Source organism: Serratia sp. CY32780 (genome assembly GCF_052169135.1).
Lineage (GTDB): Bacteria > Pseudomonadota > Gammaproteobacteria > Enterobacterales > Enterobacteriaceae > Serratia > Serratia sarumanii.
In genome coordinates this window covers 1,874,416-1,893,505 of sequence record NZ_JBJNLI010000001.1, presented here as the reverse complement: position 1 = coordinate 1,893,505, position 19,090 = coordinate 1,874,416, and the positions used below count along the sequence as shown (strand labels likewise).

The 19,090-nt window shown below is 59.6% G+C and carries 17 protein-coding genes; 8 read left to right on the top strand and 9 right to left on the bottom strand.

Going from position 1 to position 19,090, the window contains the following annotated elements; all coding sequences use genetic code 11:
* Positions 1-131 precede the first annotated feature (131 nt).
* From ACJ8HH_RS09100 to oppF, 6 genes are all read left to right on the top strand, one after another.
* Positions 132-1,769 (top strand): ABC transporter substrate-binding protein, encoded by a 1,638-nt coding sequence (locus ACJ8HH_RS09100; protein ID WP_033634786.1) that lies wholly within the window; start codon positions 132-134, stop codon positions 1,767-1,769.
* A gap of 149 nt (positions 1,770-1,918) precedes the next feature.
* Positions 1,919-3,556: an oligopeptide ABC transporter substrate-binding protein OppA gene (gene oppA / locus ACJ8HH_RS09095; protein ID WP_033634785.1), complete on the top strand. Its 1,638-nt coding sequence runs from the start codon at positions 1,919-1,921 to the stop codon at positions 3,554-3,556.
* An 83-nt stretch (positions 3,557-3,639) separates the two neighbouring features.
* Positions 3,640-4,560: an oligopeptide ABC transporter permease OppB gene (oppB, locus tag ACJ8HH_RS09090; protein WP_033654356.1), complete on the top strand. Its 921-nt coding sequence runs from the start codon at positions 3,640-3,642 to the stop codon at positions 4,558-4,560.
* Between the two features lie 14 nt (positions 4,561-4,574).
* A complete protein-coding gene (gene oppC, locus ACJ8HH_RS09085) occupies positions 4,575-5,483 on the top strand; it encodes an oligopeptide ABC transporter permease OppC (RefSeq protein WP_033634783.1) in 909 nt (302 codons plus the stop codon).
* Between the two features lie 11 nt (positions 5,484-5,494).
* Positions 5,495-6,511 carry an ABC transporter ATP-binding protein gene (locus ACJ8HH_RS09080; RefSeq protein ID WP_033634782.1) on the top strand — a complete coding sequence of 339 codons (1,017 nt, stop codon included), beginning with the start codon at positions 5,495-5,497 and terminating at the stop codon, positions 6,509-6,511.
* Positions 6,508-7,509 carry a murein tripeptide/oligopeptide ABC transporter ATP binding protein OppF gene (oppF, locus tag ACJ8HH_RS09075; protein WP_025303071.1) on the top strand — a complete coding sequence of 334 codons (1,002 nt, stop codon included), beginning with the start codon at positions 6,508-6,510 and terminating at the stop codon, positions 7,507-7,509. Before ACJ8HH_RS09080 ends, oppF begins: the two co-directional genes overlap by 4 nt.
* Positions 7,510-7,583: 74 nt before the next feature.
* Here the strand turns inward: oppF and ACJ8HH_RS09070 are convergent, their stop codons facing one another.
* Positions 7,584-7,907, bottom strand: coding sequence for an HI1450 family dsDNA-mimic protein (locus tag ACJ8HH_RS09070; protein WP_004932139.1), 324 nt, complete (start codon positions 7,905-7,907; stop codon positions 7,584-7,586).
* 56 nt (positions 7,908-7,963) lie between these two features.
* Entirely contained in the window at positions 7,964-9,424 is a 1,461-nt protein-coding gene (gene cls / locus ACJ8HH_RS09065; protein ID WP_033634781.1) for a cardiolipin synthase, read from the bottom strand.
* A 242-nt stretch (positions 9,425-9,666) separates the two neighbouring features.
* Here cls and ACJ8HH_RS09060 point away from each other — a divergent pair, with 242 nt between their 5' ends.
* Complete coding sequence (locus ACJ8HH_RS09060) at positions 9,667-9,843, top strand: YciY family protein (protein WP_025159792.1); 177 nt, start codon at positions 9,667-9,669, stop codon at positions 9,841-9,843.
* A gap of 45 nt (positions 9,844-9,888) precedes the next feature.
* Here ACJ8HH_RS09060 and ACJ8HH_RS09055 read toward each other — a convergent pair whose 3' ends face one another.
* Positions 9,889-10,380, bottom strand: a complete 492-nt coding sequence (locus tag ACJ8HH_RS09055; RefSeq protein ID WP_004932132.1) for a Dps family protein — start codon at positions 10,378-10,380, stop codon at positions 9,889-9,891.
* A 200-nt stretch (positions 10,381-10,580) separates the two neighbouring features.
* A complete protein-coding gene (gene smfY / locus ACJ8HH_RS09050) occupies positions 10,581-12,053 on the bottom strand; it encodes a multidrug efflux MFS transporter SmfY (RefSeq protein ID WP_048321658.1) in 1,473 nt (490 codons plus the stop codon).
* A 127-nt stretch (positions 12,054-12,180) separates the two neighbouring features.
* Here smfY and ACJ8HH_RS09045 point away from each other — a divergent pair, with 127 nt between their 5' ends.
* The gene (locus ACJ8HH_RS09045) at positions 12,181-12,744 is read left to right on the top strand and encodes a TetR/AcrR family transcriptional regulator (protein WP_039565828.1); all 564 of its coding nucleotides are present in this window, start codon (positions 12,181-12,183) and stop codon (positions 12,742-12,744) included.
* Between the two features lie 141 nt (positions 12,745-12,885).
* Here ACJ8HH_RS09045 and ACJ8HH_RS09040 read toward each other — a convergent pair whose 3' ends face one another.
* The 5 genes from ACJ8HH_RS09040 to ACJ8HH_RS09020 form a co-directional block, all read right to left on the bottom strand.
* Positions 12,886-13,893 (bottom strand): substrate-binding domain-containing protein, encoded by a 1,008-nt coding sequence (locus tag ACJ8HH_RS09040; RefSeq protein ID WP_033634778.1) that lies wholly within the window; start codon positions 13,891-13,893, stop codon positions 12,886-12,888.
* Positions 13,894-13,926: 33 nt separating this feature from the next.
* Entirely contained in the window at positions 13,927-14,904 is a 978-nt protein-coding gene (locus ACJ8HH_RS09035) for an ABC transporter permease (protein ID WP_016927501.1), read from the bottom strand.
* A 76-nt stretch (positions 14,905-14,980) separates the two neighbouring features.
* Positions 14,981-16,486 (bottom strand): sugar ABC transporter ATP-binding protein, encoded by a 1,506-nt coding sequence (locus tag ACJ8HH_RS09030; RefSeq protein ID WP_048321657.1) that lies wholly within the window; start codon positions 16,484-16,486, stop codon positions 14,981-14,983.
* Positions 16,483-18,000 (bottom strand): xylulokinase, encoded by a 1,518-nt coding sequence (gene xylB / locus ACJ8HH_RS09025; protein ID WP_033647593.1) that lies wholly within the window; start codon positions 17,998-18,000, stop codon positions 16,483-16,485. Before xylB ends, ACJ8HH_RS09030 begins: the two co-directional genes overlap by 4 nt.
* A 4-nt stretch (positions 18,001-18,004) precedes the next feature.
* Positions 18,005-19,039: an NAD(P)-dependent alcohol dehydrogenase gene (locus ACJ8HH_RS09020; RefSeq protein ID WP_033634775.1), complete on the bottom strand. Its 1,035-nt coding sequence runs from the start codon at positions 19,037-19,039 to the stop codon at positions 18,005-18,007.
* Positions 19,040-19,090: the final 51 nt, after the last annotated feature.

Here is a 19,090-nt window from a genome sequence, read left to right as displayed (position 1 = left end):
CCGTGGTCAATTAACTGAAATGCGCCATAAAAACGGGAATGATTTTTGCTGGTATCCGTTTATTTAGAATTCTTATAAACACTTCACAAACTTCGATAAGCGATGCTTGTCGGTGAAAAGGAGCCTCAATTATGCAGCAAACCCTGAAGCGTACTTCTTTGACCTTGTTGATTAGCGGCGCGCTGAGCGTCGGCGCCGTAAATAGCGGTTGGGCGGCGCAGGTGCCGGCCGGCGTTCAGTTGGCGCAGCAGCAGAATATTGTGATCAACAACGGCAGCGAAGTGGCTTCATTGGATCCGCATAAGGTCGAGGGCGTACCGGAAAGCAATATCATTCTTAACCTGCTGGAAGGGCTGGTGAGCACCGACGCCAACGGGCATGTGGTGCCGGCGGCGGCGGCGAGCTGGGAAAACCAGAATTATCAGCAATGGACTTTCCACCTGCGTCCCGGCGCGGTGTGGAGCGACGGCAGCCCGGTGACCGCGCAAGATTTCGTCTACAGCTGGCAGCGTCTGGCCGATCCGAAAATCGCCTCGCCCTACGCCAGCTACCTGCAATACACCAAAGTCGAGAATATCGACGACATCCTGACCGGTAAGAAGAGCCCGCAGACCCTCGGCGTCAAGGCGCTGGACGACCAGACGCTGCAGGTGACGCTGAGCGAGCCGGTGCCGTATTTCATCAGCATGCTGAGCCACACGTCGCTCAAACCGGTCAAACGGGCGGTGGTAGAGAAATTCGGCGATAAATGGACGCTGCCTGCCAACTACGTCGGTAATGGCGCTTACCGCCTGAAAGAGTGGGTGGTGAACGAGCGCATCGTGCTGGAGCGCAGCCCGAGCTACTGGAACAACAAGCAGACGGTGATCAATCAGGCGACCTTCCTGCCGATTACCTCGGAAGTCAGCGACGTTAACCGCTTCCGCAGCGGCGAGATCGATATCACCAACAGCGCCATTCCGCCGTACCTGTACGTCAAGATGAAGCGCGAAATGCCTGAACAGCTGCACGTTAACCCTTATCTGTGCACCTTCTATTACGAGCTCAATAACAAGCAGGCGCCGTTCACCGATGCGCGCGTGCGTACGGCGGTGAAGATGACGCTGGATCGTGACATCATCGCCAACAAGATTATGGGCCAGGGGCAGATCCCGGCCTACAGCTTCACGCCGACCTTCACGGAAGGCGCCAACTTCACGCCGCCCGCGTGGGCCGGCTGGAGCCAGGAACAGCGCAACGCCGAAGCCAGGAAACTGCTGGCGGAAGCGGGCTACAGCGACGCCAAGCCGCTGAAATTCTCGCTGCTGTACAACACCTCCGATCAAAACAAACAGCAGGCGATCGCCGCTGCGTCGATGTGGAAGAAGAACCTGGGCGCCGAGGTCACGCTGCGCAACCAGGAATGGAAAACGTCGCTGGAGAGCCGCCATCAGGGGCAATACGACGTGGCGCGCGCCACCTGGTGCGGGGATTACAACGAGCCCAGCGCGTTCCTGAACCTGGTGCTGTCCAACAGCAGCATCAATACCGTGTTCTATAAAAGCCCGGCGTTCGACGCCATCATGGCCGCCACGCTGAAGGCGCCGGATGAGGCCGCGCGCGCCGCGCTCTATCAGCAGGCGGAAGCGCAGCTGGACAAAGACTCCGCGTTGGTCCCGGTTTATTACCGCGTCAGCGCGCGGTTGATCAAGCCGACGGTGGGCGGGTTCACCGGCAAAGATCCGCTGGACTATACCGACGTTAAAAATCTGTACATTATCAAGCAGTAAAAGGGGTATTCCTGGCGCTAGTTCGCGGAGGAATATAGGGAAGGCCGGCCGCCGCATTCGTTCCGCGGCGGCGGGAAAACAGAGTCCGCTTACGGGCAACGCAGGCTCCACGAAGAGCCTGTGATAATAAAAAACTGGAGTCGATAAGTATGACCAACATCACGAAGAAAACGCTCATTGCCGCCGGCGTCATCGCCGCGCTGGGCATCACAGCAACCACCTCCGCCTTTGCCGCCGAGGTTCCTGCAGGCGTGCAACTGGCCGACAAGCAAGAAATCGTCAAAAACAACGGTTCCGAAGTGCAGTCGCTGGATCCGCACAAAATCGAGGGCGTGCCGGAAAACAACGTCACCCGCGATCTGATGGAAGGCCTGGCGAACAACAGCCCGGACGGTTCCATCGTGCCGGGCGTCGCGGAAAGCTGGGATAACAAGGATTTCAAAGTCTGGACCTTCCACCTGCGTAAAGACGCCAAATGGTCCAACGGCAAGCCGGTAACGGCGCAAGATTTCGTCTATAGCTGGCAGCGCGTGGTGGATCCGAAAACCGCGTCGCCTTACGCCAGCTACCTGCAATACGCCCACGTGGAAAACGTCGATGACATCATCGCCGGTAAAAAAGACAAGTCGACGCTGGGCGTGAAGGCCATCGACGACCACACCTTCCAGGTGACCCTGAGCGAGCCGGTGCCTTATCTGGTTGAAATGACCCCGCACTACGCCATGAAGCCGGTTTACAAAGACGCGGTGGAGAAGTTTGGCGAGAAGTGGACGCTGCCGGCCAACTACGTCAGCAACGGCGCCTACAAACTGAAAGACTGGATTGTCAACGAACGCATCGTACTGGAACGCAACCCGGAATATTGGGATAACGCCAAAACCATCATCAATAAAGTGACGTTCCTGCCTATTTCGTCGGAAGTGACCGACGTTAACCGCTACCGCACCGGCGAAATCGACATGACTTACAACAACATGCCGATCGAACTGTTCCAGAAGCTGAAAAAAGAGATCCCGAAAGAGGTGCATGTCGATCCTTACCTGTGCACCTATTACTACGAAATCAACAACCAGAAGGCGCCGTTCACCGATGCGCGCGTACGTGAAGCGCTGAAGCTGGGCATGGATCGCGACATCATCGTCAACAAGGTGAAAAACCAGGGCGATCTGCCGGCCTACAGCTTTACGCCGCCATACACCGACGGCGCCAAGCTGACCCCGCCGGAGTGGTTCGGCTGGACGCAGGAAAAACGCAACGAAGCGGCGAAGAAACTGCTGGCGGAAGCCGGCTACGGCCCGGGCAAACCGCTGACCTTCTCCCTGCTGTACAACACTTCAGACCTGCACAAGAAGCTGGCGATCGCCGCCGCCTCCATCTGGAAGAAAAACCTGGGCGTGGACGTGAAGCTGGTGAACCAGGAGTGGAAAACCTTCCTGGATACCCGCCATCAGGGCACCTATGACGTGGCGCGCGCCGGCTGGTGCGCCGACTACAACGAACCGAGTTCGTTCCTGAACATGATGTTGTCCGACAGCAGCAGTAACACCCCGCACTACAAGAGCGCCGAGTTCGACAAGCTGATGGCCAACGTGCTGACCGCGAAGACCAAAGACGAGCGCGCCGATCTGTATCAGAAAGCGGAAGTTCAGCTGGATAAGGATTCCGCCATCGTTCCGCTGTATTACTACGTGAACGCCCGTTTGGTGAAACCTTACGTCGGTGGCTACACCGGCAAAGACCCGCTTGATAACGTGTACGACAAAAACCTGTACATCATCAAGCATTGATACGGTAAGAGCCGGCGGCGCAGGCCGCCGGCCCATGTTGAGAATAATAAGCCGTCATCAGGCTGTCGCACAGGGTTAGGGCAATGCTTAAATTTATACTTCGTCGCTTGCTGGAAGCGATCCCGACACTATTTATCCTTATCACCATCTCATTCTTCATGATGCGCCTGGCGCCCGGCAGTCCATTTACCGGTGAGCGCGCATTGCCGCCAGAAGTTATGGCGAATATCGAGGCCAAATATCATTTGAACGACCCGATCTGGAAACAGTACGGTCATTATCTGGCGCAGCTTGCGCAGGGAGACTTCGGCCCGTCCTTTAAATACAAGGACTATTCGGTCAACGATCTGGTCGCCGGCTCTTTCCCGGTGTCCGCCAAACTCGGCCTGGCCGCGTTTCTGCTGGCGGTGGTGCTGGGGGTGAGCGCAGGCGTGATTGCCGCGCTGAATCAGAACACCAAATGGGACTACACGGTGATGGGGTTCGCCATGACCGGGGTGGTGATACCCAGTTTCGTGGTGGCGCCGCTGCTGGTGCTGATCTTCGCCATCACGCTGAAATGGCTGCCGGGCGGCGGCTGGAACGGCGGCGCGCCTAAATTCATCATCCTGCCGATGGTGGCGCTGTCGCTTGCCTATATCGCCAGCATCGCCCGTATCACGCGCGGCTCGATGATTGAAGTGCTGCACTCCAACTTCATCCGCACCGCGCGCGCCAAAGGCTTGCCGATGCGTCGCATCATTTTCCGCCACGCGCTGAAGCCGGCGCTGCTGCCGGTGCTGTCCTACATGGGGCCGGCGTTCGTCGGCATCATCACCGGTTCGATGGTGATCGAAACCATCTACGGTCTGCCGGGGATCGGCCAGCTGTTCGTTAACGGCGCGCTGAACCGCGACTACTCCCTGGTATTGAGCCTGACCATTCTGGTGGGCGCACTGACCATTCTGTTCAACGCGATCGTCGATGTGCTGTATGCGGTCATCGATCCGAAAATCCGTTATTAATCTGGAGCACGCGAATGATGTTGACTAAAAAGAACAGCGAAGCTCTGGAACACTTCAGCGAGAAGCTGGAAGTGGAAGGACGCAGCCTGTGGCAAGACGCGCGCCGGCGCTTTATGCACAACCGCGCGGCGGTCAGCAGCCTGTTCATTCTGGTGTTGATCACGCTGTTTGTGGTGCTGGCGCCGATGCTGTCGCAATTTGCCTACGACGATACCGATTGGGCGATGATGTCCGCCGCGCCAAGCGTGGAATCGGGGCACTATTTCGGCACCGACTCCTCCGGGCGCGATCTGCTGGTGCGCGTGGCGATCGGCGGGCGCATCTCGCTGATGGTCGGCGTGGCGGCGGCGCTGGTGGCAGTGATCGTCGGCACCCTGTACGGCGCGATGTCCGGCTATCTGGGCGGCAAGGTCGACTCGGTGATGATGCGCCTGCTGGAGATCCTCAACTCCTTCCCGTTCATGTTCTTCGTGATCCTGCTGGTGACCTTTTTCGGCCAGAACATCCTGCTTATCTTCGTGGCGATCGGCATGGTGTCGTGGCTGGATATGGCGCGTATCGTGCGCGGCCAAACCCTCGGCCTGAAGCGCAAGGAGTTCATCGAAGCGGCGCTGGTGTGCGGCGTCTCCACGCGCAATATCGTGCTGCGGCATATCGTGCCGAACGTGCTCGGCGTGGTGGTGGTGTATGCCTCGCTGCTGGTGCCGAGCATGATCCTGTTCGAATCCTTCCTCAGCTTCCTGGGGCTGGGCACGCAGGAGCCGCTCAGCAGCTGGGGCGCATTGCTCAGCGACGGCGCCAACTCAATGGAAGTTTCACCGTGGTTGCTGCTGTTCCCGGCGGGTTTCCTGGTTGTCACTCTGTTCTGTTTCAACTTTATCGGCGATGGCCTGCGTGACGCCCTCGACCCGAAAGATCGTTAAGGAGTGCAATCATGAGCACCATTGAACATCCTCAACTGCAAACCGGCGCCGGGGTCAAAACGTCGCCGCTGCTGGACGTGAAAGACCTGCGCGTCACGTTCTCCACCCCGGACGGCGACGTGACGGCGGTGAACGATCTGAATTTCGACCTGCGCGCCGGCGAAACGCTGGGCATCGTCGGTGAATCCGGTTCCGGCAAATCGCAGACCGCGTTCGCCCTGATGGGGTTGCTGGCCAGCAATGGCCGCATCGGCGGTTCGGCCAAATTCAACGGCCGCGAAATTCTCAACCTGCCGGAAAATCAGCTCAACAAGCTGCGGGCCGAAGAGATCTCGATGATCTTCCAGGACCCGATGACCTCGCTCAACCCTTATATGCGCGTTGGCGAACAGCTGATGGAAGTGCTGATGCTGCATAAGAAAATGAGCAAAAGCGAAGCCTTCGAAGAGTCGGTACGCATGCTCGACGCGGTGAAAATGCCGGAAGCGCGCAAGCGCATGCGCATGTATCCGCACGAGTTTTCCGGCGGCATGCGCCAGCGCGTGATGATCGCCATGGCGCTGCTGTGCCGGCCGAAGCTGCTGATCGCCGACGAACCGACCACCGCGCTGGACGTGACCGTTCAGGCGCAGATCATGACGCTGCTCAACGAGCTGAAGCGCGAATTCAACACCGCGATCATCATGATCACCCACGACCTGGGCGTGGTGGCCGGCATCTGCAACAAGGTGCTGGTGATGTACGCCGGCCGCACCATGGAATACGGCAGCGCGCGCGAGGTGTTCTACCAGCCGAGCCATCCGTACTCCATCGGCCTGTTGAACGCGGTGCCGCGCCTCGACGCCGAAGGCGAAGCGTTGCTGACCATTCCCGGCAACCCGCCGAACCTGCTGCGGTTGCCGAAAGGCTGCCCGTTCCAGCCGCGCTGCCCGTACGCCATGGAGCAGTGCGCGAGCGCTCCGCCGTTGGAGCAATTTGGGGAAGGGCGCCTGCGCGCCTGCTTTAAACCGGTGGAGGCGTTGGTATGACAGCGGTAACCGACAAGAAAGTGCTGCTCGAAGTGGCCGATTTGAAAGTGCACTTCGACATTCATGACGACAAACAGTGGTTCTGGCAGCCGCCGAAAACCCTGAAAGCGGTCGATGGCGTCACGCTGCGGCTGTTCGAGGGGGAAACCCTGGGCGTGGTCGGCGAGTCCGGCTGCGGCAAGTCCACCTTCGCGCGCGCCATCATCGGCCTGGTGAAAGCCACCAGCGGGCGCGTCGCCTGGCTGGGCAAAGATCTGCTGGGCATGAGCGACGCCGACTGGCGCAAAACCCGCAGCGATATCCAGATGATCTTCCAGGATCCGCTGGCTTCGCTCAACCCGCGCATGACCATCGGCGAGATCATCGCCGAGCCGCTGCGCACCTACTACCCGAAAATGCCGCGTCAGGAAGTGAAGGACAAGGTCAAGGCGATGATGCTGAAGGTCGGCCTGCTGCCTAACCTGATCAACCGCTACCCGCACGAGTTTTCCGGCGGCCAGTGCCAGCGTATCGGCATCGCGCGCGCGCTGATCCTCGAGCCGAAGCTGGTGATCTGCGACGAGCCGGTCTCCGCGCTGGACGTGTCGATTCAGGCACAGGTGGTGAACCTGCTGCAGCAGCTGCAGCGCGAGATGGGGCTGTCACTGATCTTTATCGCCCACGACTTGGCGGTGGTGAAGCACATTTCCGATCGCGTGCTGGTGATGTATCTGGGCCATGCGGTGGAGCTGGGCACTTATGACGAGGTGTACCACAATCCGCAGCACCCTTACACCAAAGCGCTGATGTCGGCGGTGCCGATCCCGGATCCGGACAAGGAGAAGGAAAAGCAGATCCAACTGCTGGAAGGGGAGCTGCCTTCGCCGATCAACCCGCCGACCGGCTGCGTGTTCCGCACCCGCTGCCCGATCGCCGGGCCGGAGTGCGCCAAGACGCGCCCGCTGCTGGAGGGCAGTTTCCGCCATGCGGTTTCGTGCCTGAAGGTCGATCCGCTGTAATGCGCCGCTAGCCGGCAACAAAAAGCCCCGCTGAATGAGCGGGGCTTTTTTTTATCCGATATGCTATCGGCGAATCACTCTTTCCACAGAATGTGGCACAGCTTGTGGTCTTTCTCGCGGCAGATTAGCACGCGGGCGAACACGTCGTTGATCGGCTCGCCGTCGCTGTCCGCCAGACCGATCACCACCTCGGCGAAGAAGTCCGGGTTCAGATCGTAATCCACGTGCTCGCTCCAGTCTTCGGAGGGGTCGTACAGTTCGGCGCCGCCGCGCTCTTCAAACTGCAGGTTGAACAGCAGAATATCCGCCGGATCCAGATTGTCGCCGGCCAATTCGAGGAAGATGTCGTAGGCCTGTTCCAGCGTTTCGTCTTCGGTAAGGCGGTTATTCAAATCCATAAAAAAATCCTGATAACAAATGATTTGGCGCTATTAAAGCACGCTCGTCGCGGCTTTTACAGCAGCGGGCTGAAAAAGTAGAACAGGCGCTCGACCAGGCGATGCCAGAACGGCCGCTTCAGCCACTCTTTGGCGTTCAGCAGTTTGGAACGGGCGATGTAATCTTCCTGCACGCAGGCCAAATCGCTGCCGAAGCCGTCATCATCGATCACCAGCGTGATCTCGAAATTCAGCCACAGGCTGCGCATATCCAGATTGACGGTGCCGACCAGGCTGAGTTGCCCGTCCACCAGCACGCTCTTGGTATGCAGCAGGCCGCCTTCGAACTGATAGATCCTGACGCCGGCCTCCAGCAGCTCGGAGAAGAACGCGCGGCTGGCCCAGCGCACCATCATCGAATCGTTGTCGCGCGGCACGATGATGCTGACCTCGACGCCGCGCAGGGCGGCGGTGCAGATGGCGTGCAGCAGATCGTCGCTCGGCACGAAGTACGGCGTGGTCATGATCAGCTGCTCGCGCGCGGAATAGACCGCGGTCAGCAGCGCCTGGTGGATCATCTCCTCGGGGAAGCCGGGGCCGGAGGCGATCACCTGAATGGTGTGGCCGCTCTCCTGCTCGAACGGCATGATGTTGACGTCCGGCGGCGGCGGCAGAATGCGCTTGCCGGTTTCAATCTCCCAGTCGCAGGCATAGACGATGCCCATGGTGGTGGCCACCGGGCCTTCCATGCGCGCCATCAGGTCGATCCACTGGCCGACGCCCGCATCCTGCTTGAAGTAGCGCGGATCGACCATGTTCATGCTGCCGGTATAGGCGATGTAGTTGTCGATCAGCACCACTTTGCGGTGCTGACGCAGATCCATGCGGCGCAGGAACACGCGCAGCAGGTTGACCTTCAGCGCTTCCACCACTTCGATGCCGGCATTGCGCATCATCGCCGGGTAGGGGCTGCGGAAAAATTGCAGGCTGCCGGCGGAGTCGAGCATCAGGCGGCAGTGTACGCCGCGCCGCGCGGCGGCCATCAGCGATTCGGCCACCTGATCGACCAGGCCGCCGGGCTGCCAGATATAGAACACCATTTCGATGTTGTGGCGCGCCAGCTCGATGTCGCGGATCAGCGCTTTCAGCGTGTCGTCGGTGGTGGTGAGCAGCTGCAGCTGGTTGCCCTTGACGCCGTCGATGCCCTGGCGGCGGTTGCACAGCTGGAACAGCGGTTCGGCGACTTCGCTGTATTCGGTGGCGAAGATGCGGCGGCTCTCTTTCAGCTCCTTCAACCAACGGGCGGTCGACGGCCACATGGCCTTGGCGCGCTCGGCCCGGCGTTTGCCTAGATGCAGCTCGCCGAACGATAAATAGGCCACGATGCCGAACAGCGGCAGAATGTAGATAACCAGCAGCCAGGCCATGGCAGAGGGAACCGCACGGCGTTTCATTAAAATGCGCATCGTCACGCCGGCGATCAGCAGCCAGTAGCCGAACACCATGAGCCAACTGATTACGGTATAAAATGTTGTCATAAAGGCGAAAAATCCCGTTCGCAAACCACCAATGATGAGTGTACGCACAGATCGGGCAAGGCGAAACCTTTTATCGGCGCTTATGTTACATAAATATGATGAAGTTAAGGCACTTGCTGAAAATGAAAGGGCGGCTTTTGCCCGCGCGGCGTCCGCTGTGCCGCCGATAACGGCGGCTTGGATCACGGGCGGAAAGGGCTATAATGCCCGCGGTTGGCATTAGACGAACGAGTGACGGAATTATGAGACGCAGTAGAAATGAAGTGGGCCGCTGGCGCATGTTGCGGCAGAGCCAACGCCGCCGGCATCGCTGGCTGGAGCGCCAGTCGTGCAGCAATCGCCATATCATCCGGGTGCGGCGCCGCCTGGACGATCAGCATCGGCGCGCGCTGCTGTTTGCGGTATCCTGCGAGTGGTAAAACGAAAACAGTCCCGTAAGGGACTGTTTTGTTATGGCGCCAGGGTTATTTGCCCAGATAGGCGTTGAGCATCCAGACCTGTTTTTCCTGCTCTTTGATGTAATCGCTCATCAGCGACGCGGTGCCTTCGTCACCGGCGTCCGCCGCCACCGTCAGCAGTTCACGCTGCTGTTGCAGCAAGATTGAATACCCTTCCAACAGGCCGCGCAGCGTGCCCTTATCATCGGTCACGTTGGTGTGTTCCTTGATGTCGGCGGTTTTCAGATAGTCGCTGAAAGCGTGACGCGGCTGCGAGCCCAGCGTCAGAATACGTTCCGCCAGCTCGTCCACCTTGGTCAGCAGATCGTTATATGTCTCTTCGAACTTCGCGTGCAGTTCAAAGAACTGCGGGCCGGTAATGTTCCAATGATAGCCGCGCACGTTCATATACAGCACCTGATAGTTCGCCAACAGCGCGTTCAGCGCTTCGGCGAGTTTTGCCGATTGTTTACTGTCGAGGCCGATATGGGTTTTCGCTGCTTTCTTTGCCGTTGCCATAATAATCTTCTCCTGATTATCTGTTCCGATAGTAGACAGAATCAATTTCCATAGGGGATACAGTAACCGGATTTATCGCAGGGTTAAACACGATAACAGGCATTATTGCCATCGTTCAAACCGATGACGACAAATCCGTCGAGCAAATTGCCGAATCAGTTTACGCAGGTTCCGCCGGCGAAAAAAGCCGCTTTTATCGGTTACTTGCGCAGCGCCAGTTTTACCGCCCCGGCGCCCAGCGCCATTAACAGCGCGGCGGCGATCAGTACCGTAATAAACGCGCGATCAAAGGCCAGACGCGCCAGCTGCGTCAGCTGCTGCGCGCGATCGGCCGCCATCCCGGCCGCCAGGCGCAGGGCTTCGTCGATGCTGTCGTATGCCAGCGGGTTGACCGGCAGCTCCGCCGGCAGCGCCAGGCTATGGCTGTAAACCGCCGTCATCAACCCGCCGAGCAGCGTCACGCCCAGCACGCCGCCCAGTTCGTAGGAGACGTCCTCGATCGACGCCGCCATGCCGGATTTTTCCTCCGGCGCGTTCAGCATGATGGCGGTGGAAGCGGCGGTGATCACGCCGCCGAGGCCAAAGCCCACCAGCGCCAGGCTGACCAATTGCAATGCCATGCCGCTCTGGTATGACGCGGCAAGACCGGCGATGCCGAGAGTGGTCAGGACAAAACCGCCGAGGATGATGCTGCGTTCGCCGTAGCGCGGCAACAGCAGGCCGGCTACGGGCCCCGCCAGCGCCGAGGCCAGCGGGATCGGCAAAATAAACAGCGCCGCCTGCAGCGGGCTGAGGCCGAGCACCAGCTGTAGGCGTTGGCTGAGCACCAGTTCGATGCCGATCAGCGCTACCATCGACAACAGCGCCACGCCGATGCCGCCGGCGAACAGCCGGTTGCGGAACAGAGAGAAATCGATCATCGGGTGGGCGCTGCGCTGCTGACGACGCACGAACAGGGCCAGGAACAACACGCCGATCAGGACTGCCACAAGCAAGGCACTCACATCAGGCGTCGGCTTGCTCAGCTCCTTCAGCGCATAGATAGCGCCGACCAGACCAATCATGATCTGCACCGAGCCGACGATGTCCGAAGGGCGCGGGTTATCGCCACCGCAGCGCGGGATCAGTTTCCACGCCAGCGGCCAGACCAGCAGCACGACCGGCACATTGATCAGGAACACCGAACCCCACCAGAAATACTCCAGCAGCAGGCCGCCGACCACCGGGCCGATGGCCGCGCCGCCGGAGGCCACCGAGGCCCAGATGCCGATCGCCAGCGCGCGTTCGCGTTCGTCGGTAAAGACGTGGCGCACGATGGACAGCGTGGCGGGCATCATCATCGCCGCGCCAACGGCGAGGAACACCCGGGCGGCGATCAGCCACTCGGCGGTGGGCGAGAACGCGGCGCACAGTGACGCGACGGCAAACACCGGCAGTCCGGCGAGAAACAGCCGTTTATGGCCGATGCGATCGCTCAGCATGCCGGCGCCGGGCAACAGGCCGGCCACCACCAGCGGATAGGCGTTGACGATCCAGAGTTTTTGCGAGGCGCTGGCGTCCAGCGCCTGGGTTAAGCGCGGCAGGGCGGTATATAACACCGTCATATCGATGACGATCAGGAACAGGGCGCTGGCGACCATTGTCAGGATCAACCAGCGGTTCTTGGCGTACATAAGTCATAATCCAGTTAAAGTGGGCCGCGCGGAGGCGCCGCCATTCGGATAACCCACCGGCGATGCCGGGTGGTATACTGGTGATAATATATATCCATACGTTCGTATTGAAAAGAAGGGTTTCTTAATGGGACGTCAACGCAGCATCGATCGCGACAAGGTTTTGGACATCGCCGAAGAAATCGTCGCCACCCAGGGCGCCGCCGGCTTGACCATCGACGCCGTCGCCAAAGCGATGGGGATCTCCAAGGGCGGGGTGCAGTATTGCTTTGGCAGCAAAGACGCCCTGATTGATGCCATGTTCGATCGCTGGGGCAGTGCCTATGAAACGCTGTTCACGGCTATCGCCGGCGACGATCCTTCACCGCAGACCGCTGTGCGGGCGCATATGCTGGCCACCCACAGTTCGGATCAGACCGCCAGCGCCAAGGCCGCCGGGCTGATGGCGACGCTGATTCAAACGCCGGAGCATCTGGCGAGCACGCGCGAATGGTATCGCAGCCGCATCGCCGGGCTCGATTTGACCACCGAAGAGGGCAAGCGCGCGCGCCTGGCGTTTCTCGCCACAGAAGGCGCCTTTATGCTGCGTTATTTTGGTTTGATGGATATCGACCAGGCGGAATGGGAAACGATGTTCACCGATATGCAGGCGTTGATTTTAACTGAGGATGCCTATCGCACTGATAGCTAGTAAAGCCCGCAGTGAAGGGCGTATGGTTATCGAACAAGATATTCCCTCGAAGAACTTTTAAGCCAGCCACTCCGTGCTGGCTTTTTTTTGTTTGTAGGCAAGCGCCCAAGCGGTGCCCCCTGGAGGCAGGGGGCGGGGGGATTATTTACGGGCGTCCAACAGCGATTGGGCGTTCTCTGCGGTGACGACGGTCCACGGAATGTAATAATGCTTCTGCGTGCCGCCTTCCCATTTCAGATCCTTGGCGTACTGTTTCCAGATATCCGACTGTGGCTGATAGCTTTCACCTTTCACGGCGCGCAGCGCGACGTCGATGGACCCCTGCATCTGGCCTTTGGCATCTTGCAGGATAGAGACCATTTCACCGGCCTGCACCGCATGAATCGCGTCGGAAACGCCGTCAACGCCGGCAATCGCGAAGTCCTTCACATTCAGGCCGGCGCCTTTAATCGCCTCGATAGCGCCCAGCGCCATCTCGTCGTTTTGGCCAATCACGCCGTTGATTTTGCCCCGATGTTTCTGCAGCCAGTTTTCCATCAGCGGCTGCGCTTCCGCGCGTGACCAGTTGGCCGTTTTGCGTTCAAGCACGGTGACCTGGCCGGCGCCGCACTCGGCTATCGCTTTATCATTGCCCTTGCCGCGCTGGATCTCACCGCTGCCGCCTTTCGGGCCTTCGATAATCACCACGTTCACCTTATGGTTCTTGCAGTCGAGTTTGTCCAGTACGGCTTTGGCTTCCAGATATCCCCCCAACTCGTCGTTAGACACCACTTCAGACGTCATCGCGTCCGTGTTCAGGCGCGCATTGGTGACCACCACCGGGATTTTGGCCTCGTTGGCATTGGTGACGATATCGATATTGGCCTCAAAATCCATAGGGTTGACGATAATGGCATCGGCGCGCGTCTGGATAGCGGTGGCGGCCTGATCGTTTTGCACCGATGCATCATAACGCCCATCGTAGAAGGTCAGCACGGCTTCGCCGCTTTTCACCGCCGGGTGTTCCTTCCCGAACCTTTCCATCAATTGCACGAACTCGGCTTTGTTGCCGTACATCAATACCGCTATTTTAACCGGGGCGGCCTGGGCTGCCGACAGGCTGCCCAGCATCAGGGCAGAGGCAAACAACGCTATCTTGGTCTTATTCATGGTTTTCTCCTGGTAGAGTTGGGTCTGGTGTTATTAATCGCGCTGTTGCTTACGCGAGGGGTCGAGCAAGACGGCAAGGACAATCAATGCGCCTTTGATAATTTGTTGGTAATACGACTGCACGCCGAGCAGATCGAGGCCGTTATTCATCACCCCGATAATCAGCACGCCGAAGAAGGTGCCGACCAGCGTACCGACGCCGCCGGCCATGCTGGTGCCGCCGATCACCACCGCCGCGATGGCGTCCAACTCATACCCTGCGCCGGCATTGGTCTGCGCCGAACCGGTGCGCGCCGTGAGGATCAGGCCGGCGATGCCGGCCAGCGCGCCGCACAGCGTATACACCAGTATTTTGATGCGGGTCACGTTAATCCCCGAGGTGCGCGCGCTCTTCGGGTTGCCGCCGACGGCGTAGATGTAACGCCCGAAGAGGGTTTTATTCAGCACGAGCCAGGCGAGGGCGAACAGCACGATGAAGATGATGACGGGCACCGGAACGCCGCCGACATAGCCATTGCCTAACCAGCGGAAATCGCTGTTCAATTGCGATACCGGATTGCCGTTGGTGGTCAGCATGGTTAAACCGCGCGCCGCGGAGAGCATGCCCATGGTGACGATAAACGGCTGCAGCCGATAACGGGCTAACACGGTGCCGTTTACCAGGCCACAGACGATACCGATACCGAGTGCCACAATCAGCGGCGCCATGACGGCGGTCGCGGTGTCGCCGATAGCCAATCCGCTGTTGTTGGTGGCGAAGCGGGCGGCGACGATCCCGCTTAACGCCAGCACCGAGCCCACGGAGAGATCGACGCCTGCCGTGATAATGACGAAGGTCATGCCGATCGCCAGAATGCCGTTGATCGAGACCTGGCGCAGGACGATCAGGGTGTTTTCATTGCTGAGAAAATAGTTGCTGCTCCAGGCCCCCTGAGCGACCTGATATTCGCCAATCAGCGCCACGATCAGGCACAGGGCGAAAAAGGCGATGATAATGCCGTATTTGTGCATACGGCGCTTATTGCGGGTGAAAAATGAAATTCCTGGTGATAAGGAGTGGGCGCTGCTCATTTTTTTTCTCTCTCTGTTAAACCGCAAGTTTCATCAGTGCTGCCTGGGTCGCATCGGCTGCCGAAAGCTCGCCGGCCAACTGCCCGTCACGAAACACCAATATGCGATCGCTCATGCCGATAATTTCCGAAAGCTCGGAGGAAACCATAATGATCCCTTTGTTTTGCAAGGCGAACTCCGACATAAATCGATAGATCTCTTTCTTGGCCCCGACGTCGATACCGCGCGTCGGCTCGTCGAGCAGCAAAACCTCCGGATCCAGCAGCGCCCAACGGCCCAGCACCACTTTTTGCTGGTTGCCGCCGCTCAGGTTGCCCACCGGCTGTTCGCCGTCGTGGGTTTTAACGTTGAAGCGCTGGATCATGTCGCGGGTTCGCGCCTGCTCCCGTTTCTCGCTGACAAACCCCATCCGGCTGATGGCGGCAAAAGAGGCGATATTGATGTTTTCACTGACGGAACGGCACAGCACCAGGCCGGTTTCCTTGCGATCTTCCGTCACGTAGGCAATACCGCTGTCGATGGCCTCGCGCGGAGAGTGGCGGTTCAGCGTCTTGTCGCCCAGGCGAATCGTGCCGCTGTCGGCATGCTGAATGCCGAAGATAAGGTCGAGAAATTCACTGCGGCCCGATCCCACCAGCCCATAGATGCCCAGGATCTCACCGTGCTTCAGCTGCAGGCTGATATCTTTTATCTTGCTGCGCCAACACAGGTTATTGACCGCCAGCAAGACCTGTCCGCCGGGCTGATTGAATTTGGCGAACTCGCTGTCGTACTCGCCGCCAATAATGTGTTCGATCAGCTGTTCACGGGTAATGTCGGCGATATAGCCTTCATGGATATAGGCGCCGTCGCGGAAAATGGTGTAGCTGTCCGCGATTTGGAATATTTCTGACAAACGGTGAGAGACGTAAATAATGCCTTTACCTTTTGACGCCAGTTGCTGAAGCGTCTGAAAGATTTTCTGCGCATCCTCTTCGCCAATCGCCGAGGTGGGTTCATCCATGATGATGATGTCGGCATTGGCATGCGACAGCGCCTTGGCGATCTCGACCAGCTGCTGTTCGGCGACGCTCAGGTTGCGCATTTTTTCTCGGGCGTCGATCTTGAAATCGAGTTCTTTGAGCAGGCTGGTCGTGCGCTTGTTGAGCGTTGCGAAATCGACGAACCCCAGGCGTCTCGGCTCGCGGCCCAGCCAAATGTTTTCGGCCACCGTCAGATCCGGGATCGCGCTCAGCTCCTGCTGCACGATGGCGATGCCGGCATTGAGGGCTTCCCGCGGATGATGAAATTCGCAGCGTTGGCCATTGATAAAAATGTCGCCGCCATCGGGTTGAATAAAGCCCATCAGAATGCTGAGAAAGGTGGATTTACCCGCGCCGTTGCCGCCGCACAGGGCATGGATGGATCCGCGCCGCAGGCAAAACTCCGCATTCTTGAGCGCCACGACCGGGCCGAAGGCTTTCCTGACGCCGCTGACCTCCAGCAGGTAGGCGGGCGCTGGCGTATGGGGATCTCGCGTCACAGTTGCACCTCCGGGTAGTTCTGCTGCAAGCGTTGCAGGTAGCGTTGATAAAGCGTCTCGTATTGCGCCTGCCTGCCGGCGTTTGGCGGCGTGCGCGTGGCCTCATCCAGCGCAACGAAGCGTTGGCACAGTTCGGCCAGCAATGCGGCGGCGTTCCGGCGCGGATCGTCGGCCAACATCGTCGCCCACATCGCCTGAATGGCGCCGCCCAGCGCCGCGGTCTCTTTGGCTTTCAGACAGACCACCGGGCATCCCATTACGTCCGCGACGATTTGTCGCCAGGCGGCGCTGCGGGCGCCGCCGCCGGTGAGGCGGATTTCGCGCGCTTCGATGCCCTGACGGCGAAATAGCTCGATGCCATAGCGCAACCCATACGTGGCGCTTTCGACCACCGCCAGGCAGAGATTGGCGCGGGTAAAGTTGTCGCTATCGAGGTTATGCAGGCTGGCGCGCGCGTGGGGCAATGGCGGAACGCGTTCGCCATTGAAGAACGGCAGCATCTCGACACCGCCTGCGCCGGGCGAAGCCTGCGCCAGCAAAGCGTTAAAGCCGGCAAGATCTTGGTCCAGCAGCGTTTGTACCGCGGTGGTGGCCGAGGTGACGTTCATGGTGCAAATCAATGGCAGCCACCCGTTGGTGCTGGAGCAGAAGCCGGCAATCATGTCCGATTCCGCCGTGACGGGGGCGCCGGACCAGGCGAACAGCGTGCCGGAGGTGCCCAGGCTCAGGGTGAGGGTGCCGGCCTCGATGTTGCCGGAACCGATGGCCGCCATCATGTTGTCGCCGCCGCCGGTCGAGACCCGCACTGCCGGGCCGAGGCCGAGTTTTTCCGCCGCGGCGGGGCGCACTGTGCCGATGCAGCACTCCGCGCTTTTGAGCGGCGGCAGGGCTTGCCACAGGCGGCCGCTGTCGTCGATGAGATCGACGGCGGTTTTGCTCCAGCGACGGGTGCGCACATCGAACAACCCGGTGCCGGAAGCGTCGCCATATTCCGCTACGCGCTCCCCGGTCAGCCAGAAGTTCAAGTAGTCATGGGGCAATAACACGGTATGCAGTTGTGCCCACAACGCCGGATGGTGCGTCTTGAACCAAAGGATTTTTGACGCGGTATAACCGGTGGCGATCCGCAGGCCAAGCGTTTCCAGCGAGCCGTTGGCTCCGCCGAGCTGTTGCAGGAGCCGTTCGTTTTCTTCTGCGGTTTCGGTATCGCACCACAGCTTGACGCTGTGCAGCACGTTGCCGTCTGCGTCCAGCGGCACAAACCCATGTTGTTGGCCCGAGACCCCCAGAGCGTGAATCTCCCGTGCATCAATGCCGGCGTGAGTCACGGCTTGGCGAAAAGCGATGACTAGCGCCTCAATCCACCAGTCGGCCTCCTGTTCGCGCCGGCCATTGGCTTGGCTGATGAGACGGTGAGGGGCGTTGCCCTCACCGAGGATCACGCCCTGTGTGCTGTCGACAATCACGACTTTCGTGCCTTGCGTACCGCAGTCTATGCCAGCATAGAGCGCCATAGGATCACTCCATTTCCAGCATGATTTTGATGTCTGAGGCATGTCCCGCCGCCGCGCGTTCGAAGGCCGCCACGCTGTCGGAGAACTTGTAGGTTTGGCTTATCAACGGCTGGACGCGCAGCTTGCCGCTGCTCAACAGCCGCAGCGTGCGCGGGTACATGTTGGCGTAGCGGAAAATGGTCTTGAAGGTGATTTCCTTGGCCTGCGCGGCGACGATATCCAGCGGCGCGGCATCGATCGGCATGCCGACCAACACCGCGGTCGCCCCTGGCGCCGCATGTTCGGCCAGCGTTGCGATAGCCGGTTTTGCGCCGCTGCATTCAAACACGACATCGGCGCCATTGCCGCTGGTGAGCGCGGCCACTTTCCCCGCCAGGTCGCCGGTTTTGATATTGACGGCGTGCAGCCCCTCGTAACTGGCCGCCACGGCGAGTTTTTCGTCGAACAGATCGCAAATAATGACGTCCGAGCAGCCGCCCGCCAGCGCCGCGAGGGCGGTGACCACGCCGATCGGCCCGGCGCCGATCACCAGCGCGATATCGCCGGGTTTGATCCCGGCTTTGGTGGCCGCTTGCATGCCGATGGCTAAGGGTTCCACCATGGCGCCTTCAGCGAAACTGACGTTGTCCGGCAATTTGAACGTGAAGGCGGCAGGGTGGATGACGGTTTCGCGCAGGCAACCGTGTACCGGCGGCGTCGCCCAAAAGCGAACGGCCGGGTCAAGGTTGTAAATGCCGGCGCGCGTCTGCGCCGAGTTGAGATCGGGAATGCCGGGCTCCATGCAAACGCGATCGCCGATGCTGAGGTGAGTGACGTTTTTACCTGTCGCGAGCACCACGCCGGAGGCTTCATGGCCGAGCACCATCGGGGCGTTAACCACGAACGGGCCAATGCGGCCATGTTGGTAATAGTGCACATCACTGCCGCAGATGCCCACGGAATGAATTTTTATCTGCACATCATCGGGGCCCAGCGTTTCGGCAAGCTGGACGTCCTCGATAGCGATTTCCCCCGCTTTGGCCAACACTAATGCTTTCATATTGCCTCCTGGTGAATCATTTTTATGGTAACGGTATCATTTCAATGCGGC

Excerpts from the sequence above, each read along its gene's own strand:
- ACJ8HH_RS09100 (WP_033634786.1), top strand. The coding sequence starts at position 132 with ATGCAGCAAACCCTGAAGCGTACTTCTTTGACCTTGTTGATTAGCGGC.
- oppA (WP_033634785.1), top strand. The coding sequence starts at position 1,919 with ATGACCAACATCACGAAGAAAACGCTCATTGCCGCCGGCGTCATCGCC.
- oppB (WP_033654356.1), top strand. The coding sequence starts at position 3,640 with ATGCTTAAATTTATACTTCGTCGCTTGCTGGAAGCGATCCCGACACTA.
- oppC (WP_033634783.1), top strand. The coding sequence starts at position 4,575 with ATGATGTTGACTAAAAAGAACAGCGAAGCTCTGGAACACTTCAGCGAG.
- ACJ8HH_RS09080 (WP_033634782.1), top strand. The coding sequence starts at position 5,495 with ATGAGCACCATTGAACATCCTCAACTGCAAACCGGCGCCGGGGTCAAA.
- oppF (WP_025303071.1), top strand. The coding sequence starts at position 6,508 with ATGACAGCGGTAACCGACAAGAAAGTGCTGCTCGAAGTGGCCGATTTG.
- ACJ8HH_RS09070 (WP_004932139.1), bottom strand. The coding sequence starts at position 7,907 with ATGGATTTGAATAACCGCCTTACCGAAGACGAAACGCTGGAACAGGCC.
- cls (WP_033634781.1), bottom strand. The coding sequence starts at position 9,424 with ATGACAACATTTTATACCGTAATCAGTTGGCTCATGGTGTTCGGCTAC.
- ACJ8HH_RS09060 (WP_025159792.1), top strand. The coding sequence starts at position 9,667 with ATGAGACGCAGTAGAAATGAAGTGGGCCGCTGGCGCATGTTGCGGCAG.
- ACJ8HH_RS09055 (WP_004932132.1), bottom strand. The coding sequence starts at position 10,380 with ATGGCAACGGCAAAGAAAGCAGCGAAAACCCATATCGGCCTCGACAGT.
- smfY (WP_048321658.1), bottom strand. The coding sequence starts at position 12,053 with ATGTACGCCAAGAACCGCTGGTTGATCCTGACAATGGTCGCCAGCGCC.
- ACJ8HH_RS09045 (WP_039565828.1), top strand. The coding sequence starts at position 12,181 with ATGGGACGTCAACGCAGCATCGATCGCGACAAGGTTTTGGACATCGCC.
- ACJ8HH_RS09040 (WP_033634778.1), bottom strand. The coding sequence starts at position 13,893 with ATGAATAAGACCAAGATAGCGTTGTTTGCCTCTGCCCTGATGCTGGGC.
- ACJ8HH_RS09035 (WP_016927501.1), bottom strand. The coding sequence starts at position 14,904 with ATGCACAAATACGGCATTATCATCGCCTTTTTCGCCCTGTGCCTGATC.
- xylB (WP_033647593.1), bottom strand. The coding sequence starts at position 18,000 with ATGGCGCTCTATGCTGGCATAGACTGCGGTACGCAAGGCACGAAAGTC.
- ACJ8HH_RS09020 (WP_033634775.1), bottom strand. The coding sequence starts at position 19,039 with ATGAAAGCATTAGTGTTGGCCAAAGCGGGGGAAATCGCTATCGAGGAC.